4 protein-coding genes and 1 tRNA gene are annotated in these 14,901 nt (G+C 59.1%); all 5 read left to right on the top strand.

What is annotated here, in order from left to right; genetic code table 11:
• Nucleotides 1-235: 235 nt before the first annotated feature.
• The 5 genes from D0T11_RS09430 to D0T11_RS09410 all read left to right on the top strand — a co-directional run bounded on the left by D0T11_RS09430 (nucleotide 236) and on the right by D0T11_RS09410 (nucleotide 14,816).
• A tRNA-Ile gene (locus D0T11_RS09430) sits at nucleotides 236-312 on the top strand.
• An 853-nt stretch (nucleotides 313-1,165) separates the two neighbouring features.
• A complete protein-coding gene (locus tag D0T11_RS09425; protein WP_119655541.1) occupies nucleotides 1,166-4,291 on the top strand; it encodes a beta strand repeat-containing protein in 3,126 nt (1,041 codons plus the stop codon).
• A gap of 950 nt (nucleotides 4,292-5,241) precedes the next feature.
• Nucleotides 5,242-9,429 (top strand): lamin tail domain-containing protein, encoded by a 4,188-nt coding sequence (locus D0T11_RS09420; protein WP_182888320.1) that lies wholly within the window; start codon nucleotides 5,242-5,244, stop codon nucleotides 9,427-9,429.
• A gap of 346 nt (nucleotides 9,430-9,775) precedes the next feature.
• Nucleotides 9,776-11,104, top strand: coding sequence for a DNA/RNA non-specific endonuclease (locus tag D0T11_RS23105; RefSeq protein ID WP_119655539.1), 1,329 nt, complete (start codon nucleotides 9,776-9,778; stop codon nucleotides 11,102-11,104).
• Between the two features lie 118 nt (nucleotides 11,105-11,222).
• On the top strand, nucleotides 11,223-14,816 hold the full coding sequence (locus D0T11_RS09410) for a T9SS type A sorting domain-containing protein (RefSeq protein WP_119655538.1): 3,594 nt from the start codon (nucleotides 11,223-11,225) through the stop codon (nucleotides 14,814-14,816).
• Nucleotides 14,817-14,901: the final 85 nt, after the last annotated feature.

The following is a 14,901-nucleotide window of genomic DNA, read 5'->3' as shown; positions in this document are numbered from 1 at the left end:
ATGCGAAGGGTCGCGTTTCGGCATTGAACAGCCGCTGCCGGTACAGCTATTAGCAGAGCGGTTACCGGGCAACAGTTAGACGCAAAAGGGCCCGCCCCTACGCCATTGAACGATTCGCCACGCGTCCAGGAAACGCGAAATCGGTGAGCCGATTAGCGGTAAGGTTGGAAATATGCCTGCGAACCTCGAAGTTTGTGGAGTCGAAACCAATTATTTTAACCCGTCGGTTTCGCAAGGGCCTATAGCTCAATTGGTTAGAGCAATTGACTCATAATCAATAGGTCACTGGTTCGATTCCAGTTGGGCCCACCAAACCGGATTTAGTGCCTTCTGAGGTATTAAGTCCGGTTTTTTGTTTGTCGTTGTATGGGCAAAAGAGCAGTGTAAGTCCAGGGTATTGCGTTGGTTCATGCGGTTCTGTACGGGCCAGAATCGGCTGCGACGATGAGGTTATCGGAGCCAGCTATGAGCATTGGTTGCGCCCGCACCAAGCGCTCCACTTTATGAGCACGACTAGCCTCACTTCCGTTCTCTACTCGACCACTCAGCGGGAAGCTTACAATAGCCTGTCTACCTGCTGCCCACCTCTGGGACATCCCCATCATGTCAAGTATATGTAAAATTATATACTGATCAACAAAAATCAGTATCACGATTTCACTACATCATCCTGACGAGTGTCGGATAGCTATAATATACCTATATGTCTGATTGTGAGATATATGGACACTGCTTATTGCCAAGTATGTTCCGAGTTTACACTCCTGTTATGCTTGCAGGAACAGGGCATAACCAAAGATAGATTGCCTGACATGAACTATTAAGCTAAAGTATCAGGTTTGCGAAGTAATTTTACGCGGATAATTGCTCGAATAGCCCAACCGCAACATACCTGTTGCACCCCTTGGAGGAGGATGTAGAGCATCTAAACAGCAATGTAAATGATTAATATTTAATATAAGGATTTTAATGGCACGAATTATGATGAAAAATCGTCATGTCGATTATTGAACGACGTATGATTTAATTAATCATACGTCAACTACAAAAAATCATAATCCGGGCTTCAAGTTTTTTCGTAAAGCTCACCAACTCGGACGGTAGCTAATTCACCTGCCCGAACCCTTTCAACTTTCTTCAGAACCTTTCTCTTCTTATCATAATCATGAAAAAACCTTACTTGAATGGAAATGCTCTCGTTAACCGCCCGTGGGTGTGGTTAATGGTGCTGTTTGGGCTCTTTGCCCCATTCATCACGCAGGCACAAACTTTGGTAGTAACTCCGGCTTCTACCCCAGCCAGTCCTACTGATTATGGTTCTGTTGCTGTTGGCACTGTTAGCACACCTGTGCAGTATACCGTAACAAGTAGCGGTTTTAATGGGCCTACTATTGTGAGTTTTGGCAATGCTCCTTCGTTTGAAGGCAGCACGGACGGTAATACGTACAGCCAGAACGTATCGATTCCAGCTACTGGAGGCACTTTCTTCGTGCGATTCAAACCTTCCGCAGTTGGTCAGGTAGATGAGAATTTGTTTCTCTTTAACAACAACGGTGGGTTTGCCTTCACGAATATCTACCTCCGCGGTACCGGTACTGCCGGTGCTCCAATGATTGGCGTGATGCCAACGGCGCTTGCATTTGGCAGTCAGCAGGTCAACACTACCTCCTCGGCCATGAGCGTGACCGTGAATGCTACTTCGCTGACGGCCCCCATCACAGTTACCGCTCCTGATGGTTTTCAGGTCAGCTACAATGGTAGTGCTTATGGTGCTACGGCTTCAATTCCGCTGAATGGTGCGGGTGGCGTTACCGATGCTGTAGTAAACGTTCAGTTTGTGCCCACCGTAGCGACAGAGTATTCGCGTCAGGTTACGTTTGCCAGCACCGGTGCCACAACCCGCAATGTGGGTGTTTCAGGCGTTGGTACCTTGCCACCCGCTTCGTTGTCGGCCAGTCCTACGCAACTGAACTTCGGTACTCTTCAGGCCGGGCAGGTATCTGCTACCCAGGCCTTCACCATTACCGGCAGCAACGTCACCTCTAACGTAACAGTAAGCGCTCCTAATGGCTACCTGATTCGTCAGGGTACCTCGGGCAACTTCGTTCAGACTATTGTGGTCAGCCCGGTCAATAACTCGGTAAATGCTACGTTCCAGGCGCGCTTCGCTCCTTCGTCGGCGGGCAACTACAACTCTACTATCACGGCGACTACCGCGGGTAATGGTGGAGCTTCGACGGGAGTTGCCGTCACGGGTACTGCTACTGCAGCTCCTACGGGTCCATTTATTGTCGTAAATCCTTCAGCTTTGGATTTCGGTACGGTATCCAACAGTGGTTCCGCCCAAACCCTCGCTTTCTCCATCAACGCGGGTAACCTGACGGCCCCGTTGGTGCTGACAGGTTCCAACAACAACATTGTTTTCCGGGATGCTTCGGCCGGTGGGAGTTTCGTTAACGGTCCAATTACCATCACGCCTGCTCCTGATGGAACTGTATCCATCCGCGACATTGAGGTACGGCTGGTTGCTCCAGTGGGCAGCGGTACATTCACTGGAACCATCACTGCTTCCAGTGCAGGCGCTGCTGATAAAGTCGTAACCATTACAGCTAACAGCACGGGTGGAAATTCCACGATTAACGTTTCGGGCCTTCTCAACCAGTTTTCTACCGTACCGGGTGTTGCTTCTGATGTACAGACGTACACTGTTTCGGGTACTAACCTGCTGCAAGGTATTACGGTAGCTGCTCCCCAGTACTTCCAGGTTTCTTTGAACGCTAACTTCACAGGCGTGACGGGAACGGGTAATTCCTTTGTGATTGCTCAGGGACCGGCCGGTGATGTTCCGACTACTACGATTTACGTTCGTTTCCTGCCCCCTTCTGCCCTGAGCACTACGTCGATCATCGTGAACTCGAGCAGCCCCGCTACTTCGCAGGCTATTCAGGTGAACGGTACCAGCGAGCCTACTATTCAGATTGCTAACGCCTTCCAGGAAGTACGCACCGTAGTTATCAATACGAAGTCGGATTCGCAGGCCCTCACTATTAATGCCCAGCGGGTATTGCAGCCTATCACCATCACCAAGCTGCTTACGTCCAACCCGCTTAACCCAAGTGGAACTCAGCAGTTCGAATTGTCGCTGGACGATGTAACGTTCTCGAGTTCCGTTACGCTGACGCCTAATTCTACTACTTACAGAATCGACCAGCCTATTTATGTTCGGTATGCCCCAACTTACTTGGGCACGGGCCAGTCTACGCTGCAATTCCAGAGCAACGACTTCTCCAATAATTCTACCCAGTCGTTTGGCGTAAATGATTTGCTCACGGGTCGCTCCATTGACACTGAGCCAACTGAGCGCAGCACGGCGACCGTAACCCGGAACAATACGACGGCCACGGTTACGTTCAACCTGCCCGCTAACTATGCCTCTCTTGGCTTTGGTGAAGGCCGTTTGATTGTGGCCAGTGAGCGTTCGACTTTCCCTACAATGGTTCGTCCTCAAGACGGTGTGTCTTACCAGACGGGTAACCAGACGTATGGTGCCGGTCCGGAAATTGCTCCTGGCTACTTCGTAGTTTACTCAGGATCCAACAATAGCGTGGTCATTGACGGCTTGGATCTCGGGACCACGTACTACTTCTACACGTTCGAGTATAACAACATTGATGATGCATCCAATGTGCAGATCAGTGGTGCGGAGAATTACCTGACTCCTCCTGTTCCGCAGATTATCCGAGGCATCATCGCGCCTTCGCCATTGCCGGTTACGTTGGTTTCTTTCACTGCCAAAGTGAAGGGCACGCAGGTAGCTCTGACTTGGGTTACGGCTGCCGAACTGAACAACAAGCAGTTTGAAGTTCAGCGGAGCCGTGATGGCCGCGCATTTGAAACCATCGTGACTCTTGCCGGTAAGGGTACCACCAATTCGTCTTCTACTTACAACGAAGCTGACAACAGCCCGCTGAATGGCGTGTCGTACTACCGCCTCAAGCAGGTAGATCTGGACGGAACGTTCAGCTACAGCAGCGTGGTAACTATTAGCTTCCTGAAGGCTAGTGAGCTGACGATGTACCCTAACCCGGTAGAGGATCAGTTGACCATCAGCCTGGCTGGTGCTACCGAAGGAATGCAGGTTACGGTGACCGACATGATGGGCCGTGTAATTACCACGCAGGCCTTGGCCGCCAACGGTACGCTCGACATGGCTAGCCTGAAGACCGGTACCTATCTGGTAACCGTTGGTCAGGGTGAAGCAAAAGTCACTCGCCGCATTGTGAAGAAGTAATCACCCCGTATTGATTGCCTCAGCGAAAAGGCCTCCCGTTACCGGGAGGCCTTTTTTGCGTTTATATAATTATTGCTAAATCCAGTTTAAATATGATATAAGCCTTGAAATTATTAGATTCACTATTGCTCAATCTGTAGCGCTGTGCCACAAAATATAGGCAGCTACTGGAAAGAACACCGCCCAACTTCATGCAGCGTGCAGCTTTGTGGAGGTTCTGCTGACTGACTGCCCACAGGTATCAACTAACTAATTGTGCTATGGCGAACCTTTACGTTGCTTCCTCCCTGTACCGCCGCCGGTTGGCCTTACTGCGGTGGTTCTGCTGCTTATTGGCTTTTGGGTTGCCTCTAACGGGGTGGACCCAGGCTTCTTTGCCAAGTGCTCATCAGGGTCCGTGGGCGGCCAGCAACTCCCTGCCTGCTGGATGGTCCCAGACCGGATTAGGCGCTGATTATACTACAGAGCTGGTCGGCAGCACTTCGGGCGGCTCCGCCAAATTCGATACGCAGGGGGATAATCTGGTTATAAGCTTTTCTGTACCGGCTGCGTCACTGAGCTTCTCAGCCAAATCAAACGGTGGCGGAGCAGGTACTGTTTTCGCGGTAGAAGAATCTGATGATGGCACTACCTATACCACGCTGGTAAGCGTTGGCAACCCATCAACGGCCGCGAGTGGCGCGCCGTATTCCGGCAGCCCGAAGGGTACGACGCGGTACATCCGCTTTATTCTTTCCATTAAGGTTAGCGGTACCAACGTTGGGCTTGATAACGTGCAGCTGGCAGCAACTACCAGCTCCGATACGACGCCACCCGTATTCGCCAATGGCTCTCCCGCTGTTTTGGGAGTCAGCAGCGACGGTTTCACGCTTTCTTCTGCCCTTGATGAGGTCGGCAAAACGTACTTCGTTGTACTAGCCAACGGTGCGGCGGCCCCTTCTGCGACGCAGGTGAAAGCCGGACAGAATAATGCCGGGACGGAAGTAGCCGTTAACCTGAGGGGCAGCATTGCCAACCCGACGGCCAACGCTGCCGCTACGGCCGTCGTCAGCGGCCTCGCGGCCAATACGGCGTACGAGGTATATCTGGTGGCCGAGGATGCAGTGCCAAATCTGCAGGCCGGCCCAAGTAAAGTAGCGGTAACCACCCTCATGGCTCCCGTACCCACCATTACCAGCTTCACCCCGGCTAATGGTCCGGTCGGGCGTAGTGTAACCATCAACGGAACGGGCTTTACCAACACGGCAACCGTCGGGTTCAATGGCACCGCCGCAACCTCCGTCACGTTCGTGAGTGCCAGCCAACTGCTGGCTACGGTACCGGTAGGGGCCACCAGTGGGCCGGTTACCGTCACGGTCGGCAGTAATACGGCGACCACCACCACCAGCTTCACCGTTGATCTGGTGGTGATAAGCCAGGTGTACGGTGGGGGCGGAAACGCAGGCAGCACGTACAAAAACGACTTTATTGAGCTGTTTAACCGGGGCAGCGCACCGGTTTCACTGGCGGGCTGGTCGGTGCAGTATGCGTCGGCTACGGGTACCACCTGGCAAGTGACGCCGCTGACGAACGTAACCATTCCGGCCGGAGGGTACTATTTGATTCAGGAGGCCGCCGGCAACGGCGGAACCACCAGTTTACCCGCGCCCGATGCTATTGGAACCATCTCCATGGCAGCCGGGGCTTTCAAGGTGGCCCTGATGAATACGACGACCCCGCTGACGGGCGGCTGCCCCAAAGCTTTGGCAGTGGATTTCGTGGGCGTAGGTACGGCTGATTGTTCTGAAGGGACAGCCCCTACGGCCGGTTTGGCTGCTTCCACGGCGGCGCTTCGAAAAAGCAACGGCTGCCAGGATACCGACGATAATGCAGCGGATTTTGCGGTGGCAGCGGCTGCCCCACGCAACTCGGCCGTAGCTCCTGCGCCTTGCGGCTCGGTATCAACCAATCCGGTTATCAGCGCTATTACGCCCACCAGCGGCCCCATCGGAACGGTAGTAACCATTACCGGAGCTAACTTCGGCACCATCACGGGAGTGAATTTTAACGGTACTCCAGCGGCCAGCTTTACCACTAATGCCGCCAACACAACCATCACGGCCACCGTGAGTGCGGGCACCACTACGGGAGCCGTCGCGCTTACGGCGGGGAGTGCCACGTATCCTGGCCCGGTATTCACCGTGACGACTCCGCTCATTGTAGCGGCCCCCACGAGCCTGACGGGCTTTGGCTCCATGCAGGGCACGCCTTCGGCCAGCCAAAGCTACACGGTGCGGGGCGACGGCCTGGGCACTGCCAACCTCACGGTAGCCGCCCCCGCCAATTACGAAGTCAGCCTGAGTGCAGCCAGCGGCTATGCGGCTACCCAAACGCTGGCCCCGAACAACGCGGGCAACGTGCCCACCACCACTGTTTATGTGCGCCTCACGGGGACCAATCAGGGTGCCTTCAACGGCAACGTGGAAAACACGAGTGCCATTGCCGCCACGGTACTGGTGGCGGTATCGGGTTCCGTAACGCCGGCTGGTACGCTAACCGTTTCGCCCGCTTCGCTGAGTGGCTTCGTCGCCACCGTTGGGCAGAATTCGCCTTCCCAGAGTTACCAACTGATGGGTAGCAACCTGACTGATGCCGTAGCTATTGCGGCTCCGGTGGGTTACGAAGTGGCCACGGCCGTGAGTGGCCCGTACGCCTCCACGCTACAGCTGCCCCTGAGCGGCGGCGCAATTGCCGCTACCATCTACGTGCGCCTGCGCGACAATCTGAGCACTGGTTCCTACTCCGGCGGAGTTTCCAACGTGAGTGGTGCACTGGCGCGAAGCGTGGCCCTGAGCGGCACCGTAACTACGGGCTCGTTGGCCACCGAGCCCACGACGGTCGGTACCATATCTTTCGGCACCATTACGGCTAACTCCATTCGGGTGAACGTAACGGCCGGCGACGGTTCGGGGCGGTTGCTGGTGGTGCGGGAGGGGAGTAGCATAGATGCCGACCCGGCGGATGGCCTTACCTACACGGCCAGCGCGGCTTACGGGGCCGGAAGTGAAATCGGTACCCTGAATTACGTGGTGCTCCGGGGCGGGGCGGCCGGCGTTACGGTGGCCGGACTGGTGCCCGGTACGCAGTACTTTTTCAAACTCTACGAGTACAATGGCAGTGGCGGCACCACCAACTACCAAACCACGACCACCAACGTGAACAGTGTCACTACCACAACGGCCGTAGCTACTACCGGCCCGGGCCAACTGCTGCTGGAAGAAGATTTCGACTACCCGGCGGGTACGGTGCTTACCAGCACCGGCAACTGGCAGGCGGTATCCGGGGCCGGCACCAATCCGGTGCAGGCGGCCAGTGGTTCGCTGGCTACCAACATGTACGGTTCGCCCAGCACCGTAGGGCTGGCGGCTTCGTTGGTAAATACCGGCGAAGACGTTATTCGGGAATTTGCGCCGGCTGTTGCGGGCGGCGACGTGTATGTGGCCTTCGAGGTGCAGATTGCCGACGTGGGCAGCAACGACCAGTATTTCCTGGCCCTCACACCCGGCGGTAATGTCAACAGCTACGCGGGCCGGGTCGTCGTCCGAAACAGTCCGGCCACGGCCGGCCGCATCAATATCGGGCTGAGCTTCACGAGTGGTTCGCCGGTGTACGCCACCGATGCGGGCGGCTCCCTGATCGACTACGAGGCCAACCATACATACCTGGCCGTGATGCGTTACCGCAAACTGCCCGACGCGGCCGATGACCAGGTGCGGCTCTACGTATTCGACAATACCACGCCGCTAACCGAGCCGCTCGTGCCCGAAGTAAATGACCTGATGGCCCCCGGCATCCAGGCTGAAATCAACCCGGCGGCGGTACTGCTGCGCCAATACAACAGCTCCCAGCGCCTTGTAGTAGATGGCCTGCGGGTGGGTACGGGCKGGGGAGCCGTGGTTGGGCGGCCCCGCTTCATCGATGAGCAGTTCAGCCTGAAGGCAGGCAATTATTATGATGTTGAAATCAACCTGCCCACGGCTGCCTCTACCGTGGCCGTGGCGGGCAAAGTGCAGATTGAAAGTCAGCTGACGCTTACCCAGGGAGTACTGGTAACCACGGCCGCCAGTTTGCTCACACTGCGCAACAGCGCAACCACCAGCGCCGGTACTGCCGCGAGTTTTGTAGATGGCCCACTGGCCTGGGAGTACCTGAATAACCAGACCAATACCTTTCCGCTGGGGCGCGACGGCGTATTTCGGCCCGTTACGCTCAACATCGCGCAATCGGGCGTGGGAACCTACCGCCTGGAACTGCTCAACGAGCCCGCGCCGGCCTACGCGCTGCCCACCAACATCACCCGCCGCTCGCAGATCCGCTATTACGTAGTGGAGCGCATTGCCGGCACGCCCACGGCCACCAGCGGCCAGATCAGCCTTAGCTACGGGGCGGATGATGGCGTAAACGACCCGGCATATCTGCGGATTCTGAACTCCCGCAACGGGCAGGATTATACTGATGAAGGGCCTACTACGGGCGGCTCAGGCTCCCCGTCGGGCAGCATCACGTCCAGGCTGCTCACCCAGGATTTCGTGGCGCAGAACATTTTTACGCTCGGCAACCAGACGCCCGGTACCAATCCGCTGCCCGTAGAGTTGATTCGCTTCACGGCAGAACGGCAGGGCGCAGCCGTACGGGTACAGTGGGCCACGGCTTCGGAGAGAAATAATGCCCGCTTTGAAGTGCAACGCTCCGCAACCGGACAGCAGTTTGATGCCGTGGCGACGGTAGCAGGGCAGGGTACCACTGCCAGCGCCCACGCCTACACCACCCTCGACCGGCAGCCGCTGCCCGGCACCAGCTACTACCGGCTGCGCCAGGTAGATGCCGACGGTCAGGAAGCCTTTTCGGGAGTGGTGGCCGTAACGGCCCCGGGTGAGCTGGTGCTGTATCCGAACCCCGCTACCCGGGAACTGAACCTGCGGGTACCCGCTACGGCGGTCCGCTACCGCGTTATCAGTGTGCTGGGCAGCACCGTGCTGGAAGGCGCCGTAACCAACGGGGCCGCCCGGCTCGACGTAACTGGTTTGCCCACCGGCCTCTACCAGTTGGAAGTAACTACGGAAGGCGGCTGGAGCATGCGGAAGTTTATCAAGCAGTAAGCCCGCCGCCGCAAGTAGGCAGGCGCTAAAAAAAGGCAAGGGCTCCGTTGGTAAACCAGCGGAGCCCTTGCCTTTTTTTAGCGCCTGGCAACAGTCCCAACTTCACTGCCGGACCAGGGGCCAGGCCGCCAAAAAGCGGGCCCAGCTTCGGACGGACCAGAAAAGCTACGGTGGAGCTTGCGGCTTGCGTTATTCAGGCTGACGAACCAGCCCGGAAGCCGTGGGCGGGCAATGCTTCCATTAGGTTAACTGATATATATATAAAGTGATAAATCCTTGATAAAACCCTAGATTTGGGATACGATCTGCTTCTGCACTACCTCTTTACACACCTTTTGCCCGTTCAATGCTCCTTTTTACCACTAGCTGGCGCGTCCGCGTATGGACGTTGCTGGTGGGCCTTTGCCTGACTGCACCGGCAGCACTGGCCCAAACCACCACGACCGAATCGTTCGATTCGGGCTCCAAAGCCGGATATGCGGCGGCTTCCGTAACGCTCAGCTCCGGGTCCTGGACCTTCGATGATGCTCTGCTGGGCAGTGATGCCAACGACCACGTTGCTGGTGTTAAAGCCGCCCGCATCCGCAATGCCGGGCGGCTCACGATGGAGTTTTTTCTGCCCGACGGGGCTGCTACCGTAACGGTGCGCCACGCCCTTTACGGCACCGATGGCGGCAGCGGCTTCGAGCTTTGGTATCAGAGCCAGGTATGCAGCCCCGGCACCTGGATTAAGGTGGGCGGTACGGTAATCACCAACGCCCCTAATTTGCAGACGGCTTCCTTCGCCGTGAACGTGCCCGGCCAGGTGCGGTTTGAGTTGCGCAAGGTATCGGGTGGCACGGCCCGGCTCAACCTCGACGACTTTGTGGTTGCCCCCTTTGCCAGCACCCCACCGCCGCCGCCCCCGGCCACTGGGCCAGAGAACGACCACCTGACGATGGGCAACCCCAGCGGGGCCGTGGCCGACATCAATCAGCCCACCAACTACCTGCTCAGCAAGCCCCAGTACGCGGTGAGCTACAACCGCGACCAGGGCAAGCCTAACTGGGTGAGCTGGTACCTGGCCGACGTGTGGACCGGAACGGCGGCCCGCCAGAACGATTTTCGGACCGATAACACCCTGCCCGCCGGCTGGTACCAGGTGGGGAGCAGCAGCTACTCCGGTTCCGGCTTCGACCGGGGGCACAACTGCCCCTCGGCCGACCGCACCAGCACGGTAGCCGACAACTCGGCCACGTTCCTGATGACCAACATGATTCCCCAGTCGCCCGCCAATAACCAGAAAACGTGGGCGACGCAGGAGGGCTATAGCCGCACGCTGGTAGACGCCGGCAACGAGCTCTACATCATCATGGGCAGCTACGGCCTGGGCGGCACGGGCACGAACGGGTACGCTGCAACCATTGACGGTGGCCGGATTCGGGTGCCTAACCGGGTGTGGAAGGTGATAGTGGTGCTGCCCGTGGGCACCAACGACGTGAGCCGGGTTTCGAGTAGCACCCGCATTATTGCCATTGACGCGCCCAACGACCAGAGTGCTACCACCGACTGGGGGCAGTACCGCGTGAGCGTGGATGCCATCGAAGCCGCTACCGGCCTCGACCTGTTGTCGGCCCTGCCGCTGAGCGTGCAGGAAGCCGTTGAGGCCAAAGTCGACAACGGCCCCACCAAGTAGGGCTCCGGCCAATTCCCGCGGCCGGTTCGGCTGTGTCAGTTGCTTTCGCTGCCTGGCGAAGCGCCCGTCTGCTCATCTCCACACACCTTCTTGCGCGGCCCATCGGGCCCACTCTGCCATGTTTTCTCGCTTCTTTTTACTGAACCCGTTCCGGCTGCTGTTGCTGCTGGGAGGGCTGCTGCCCCTGGTGGGGCACGCCCAACTGGCCCTACCCAGCGCGAACCCCATTTCTGAAACGTTTGCCTCCCTCGCCAGTAGTAGCACGGCGAGCTTACCCGCCGGTTTCCAGCTTGCCAACGGTACGGCCCCGGTTTACGGGGCCGCTGCCAACACGGCGGCAGTAACCCAGGCGGCCGGTACTTCCGGCACGGGGGCCATCACGGGCAGCTCCACCGGGGGAGCGTACAACTTCGCCCCCGGCCTAACGGCTTCGGCCACCGACCGGGCCCTCGGCTTTCTTTCCTCCTCGGGGTACCCCTCGCCCCGCCATATCTTGCTGGCACTGAAAAATACGTCGGGCACTGGCATTGCCAGCCTGCAAATTGCGTTTGACATCGAAAAATACCGTAGCGGTACCCGCGCCTTTAGCTGGCAGTGCTACACCAGCAGGGATGGAACTACTTGGACTGAGGAAACGGCGGCAAGTGAGAGCTTCGCGGCTGATGGGGCCAATGCGGTAGTAAATCCAGTAACTACCAGTAGCAAAAGCGTTACCCTGAACAACCTGAATCTGCCCGATGGCGAACTACTGTACCTGCGCTGGTCCTACGTCGGGAGTGGGGGCAGCACCAACGGGCAGGGCCTGGCCCTGGACAATCTGGTCCTGACGCCCACCCTCTCATCTACTCCCCCCACACCCACTGTCAGCACCGGCACCATCATCGGCAGCCCGTTCTGCGTGCCAGCGGGTACCGGCACAGCGGTAGCGGTGCCCTTCACCAGCACGGGGCTCACGGGTACTTTCAGCGCACAGCTTTCCAGCGCCACCGGGAGCTTTTCCGCTGACCTGAGCCAGAATAGCATCGGCACCGGCACGGCTTCGCCAGTGGCTGCCACCCTGCCGGCCGGTACGGCGGCGGGCACCGGCTACCGGGTGCGGGTCGTGCACGTGGCCTCTGCCACGGCGGGCTCCGATAACGGACAGGACCTGGTGGTAACGGCGCCCCCCGCGAGTAATAGCATAACGGTTTCGCCCGCGGGTAGCCAATCCCTGACCACCACCGGAACCGGGGCCACGCTCACGGCTACGCCCGAAGCTCCTTCGACCTATGCCTGGGCGTACGGTACGGCGGCCGGTGGCCCGTTCAGCTCCACTATCAGCACGGCTACCGCCGCTAGCTACGTGCTCCAGGGTAGTGATTTCGCGGGCGCGGGTACGTATTACCTGGTGGCCCGCGCTACCAGTACCTGCGGTGGCGTAGTGGGCACGAGTGCCCCCGTTACCGTCACGGTTGCGGCCCCAGCCCCGGAGCTGACGGTTAGCCCGCTGACCCTGCCGGACTTCGGTACCTTCTATCTCGGAACGGCTTCGGGCTCCCAATCGGTGAGCCTGAGCGGCCGGTACCTGACCCAGCCGGTAACCGTTACGCCGCCCGCCGGTTTCGAGGTGCGAACCGGCAGCGGCGCTTTCGCGGCCTGCGCCCTCACGTTCACGCCGCAGGCCGGGACGCTGACGGCCACTACGTTCGACGTGCGTTTCGTGCCCACGGTGGCCCAGATCTACGCCGATAATATTGCCGTGACGACGACTGATAAGCCTTCCCAGGCGCCGGTAGCCGTATCCGGTACGGGCCTGGCCCCCGTGTATCCGGCCACGCTCACCACCGCTACCCCCTCCAACCTAACGGCTACCACCGCCACGGCCGGCGGTAGCATAACCGCTGATGGCGGTAGCGCGGTAACGGAACGGGGCGTGGTGTACGCGCTCAACGCCACGCCTACCCTCGCCGACAACAGCGTGGTGGAAGGCAGCGGCTCCGTGAGTTTCTCTGTTGACCTCAGCCAACTTCAACCGGCCAGCACCTACTACGTGCGCGCCTACGCCGTGAATGCGGCCGGCACCGTGTACGGCAACGAAAAGACGTTGCAGACGCTCAGCCTGCCCCTCGCGGCGGAACCCACCACCTCGGCTACGCTTACCGCCACCGATGTGTCCTATACTTCGCTGACGCTGACCCTGAACGGGGGCGACGGCAGCAAGCACCTGGTGCTGGCCACGGCGGCCCCGGACCTCACGGCCGCCCCCACCGACCGCGCCACCTACGTCGGAAACCCTGCTTTTGGCCAAGGCGACCAGTTGGCAACCGGGGTTACGGTGTTGCAGGCCGGTACGGCCCGCAGCATTGCCGTAACGGGCTTGCAGCCGGCTACGGAATACACGTTTGCCGTCTTCGAATATAATGATGACGATACGGCCGGAGCCGAGAACTACCTGCTGCTGAACCCGGGTAAACTTACGCTGGTCACCCCGGCTATGCCGGCGCAGCTGCTGGTAGAGGAACTGTTCAACTACCCCGCCGGCGACCGGCTCACCAACCACGGCTGGACTGCCCACAGCGGTGCCGGTAGCAACCCGATTCTGGTGAGTGCCACAACCCTCACGCGGGGTACGAACCGGCCCGCCGCCGGCAGCGGGGCCGCTGAGCTCACGGCTACGGGCGAAGATGTAAACCGCTCGTTCACGGCTGTTGAGGCCGATACGCCGGTCTACGCCTCCCTGCTGGTAAATGTGCGCACGGCTAACTCCGCCGACTACTTCTTCCACCTGGGCCCGAGTCCGCTGGGAACTACGTACCGGGTCCGGCTGCTGGTAAAAGCGGCTGCCACCAGTGGTAAAGTGCAGTTTGGCGTGAGCGGGAGCGGGGCTACGCCAGTTTATGCCGCCGCCGAATATGATGTGAACATGACCTACCAGCTGGTTATGCGTTACGTATTCGGCCCGGCCGGTACCGAAACCCGCCTCTACGTGAATCCGCCCGCCACGGAGCCCACCACTCCCGATGCCACTACCACGGATGCTGCTTCGCTCGCGCCCGGTAATATCGGGAGCGTGGCCCTGCGCCAGGGAAGCAACCAGTCGCCGATGACGGTGGACGAGCTGCGGGTCGCCACGGCTTACAGCCTGGTGCGGCCCACCGCGTCCGCGCCGCTGCCCGTGCAGCTGACCAGCTTCACGGCCGTTCGGCAAAACGCGTTTGTGCAACTCCGGTGGCAGACGGCCCAGGAGCTCCACGCCCGTGCCTTCCGGGTGCAACGCTCCACGGATGGCCGCACCTTCGGAACAGTAGCCACCGTGGCGGCAGCCGGTACCAGCAACCAGGCCCACAGCTACGCCACCCAGGATGTGCCGCCCGTTATGGCCGGGGCCATTTACTACCGCCTCGAACAGGTGGATGAAGACGGTACGCTGGCATACAGCAGCGTCGTGCTAGTCGGGCCGGCCACTTCGGCGGCCACCGTGGTGGCAGCTCCCAACCCGGTAACGGTGGGAGCCCCGGTGCACCTTACGGTTACGGGCCGGGCCGGCCAGTTGCTGCAGCTCACGGTGCTCGATAATCTGGGCCGGGTGCAGGTTACGCAGGCATTCCGCCCGGCAACCAACGCGGCGCAGGTGCCGCTGACGCTACCAGCTACCCTACCGGCTGGCGTGTACGTGGTGCGGATTACCGGCGGCGAAGAGCCCCTCCAGACCCGCCTGCTGCTCATCCGTTAATCGTTTTACAAGTCAGCCGCAAAACAGCAGGGCCACTCGTAATCGAGTGGCCCTGCTGTTTTATAGCCATGCCGGAGTAGTTGGT

This window comes from Hymenobacter rubripertinctus, from assembly GCF_003583925.1.
Taxonomy (GTDB): Bacteria; Bacteroidota; Bacteroidia; order Cytophagales; family Hymenobacteraceae; genus Hymenobacter; species Hymenobacter rubripertinctus.
The sequence above is the reverse complement of the archived record's forward strand: the minus strand, read 5'-3'. Positions and strand labels throughout refer to the sequence as shown.

Coding starts and splice junctions, on each gene's coding strand:
- D0T11_RS09425 (WP_119655541.1), top strand. CDS start 1,166: ATGAAAAAACCTTACTTGAATGGAAATGCTCTCGTTAACCGCCCGTGG.
- D0T11_RS23105 (WP_119655539.1), top strand. CDS start 9,776: ATGCTCCTTTTTACCACTAGCTGGCGCGTCCGCGTATGGACGTTGCTG.
- D0T11_RS09410 (WP_119655538.1), top strand. CDS start 11,223: ATGTTTTCTCGCTTCTTTTTACTGAACCCGTTCCGGCTGCTGTTGCTG.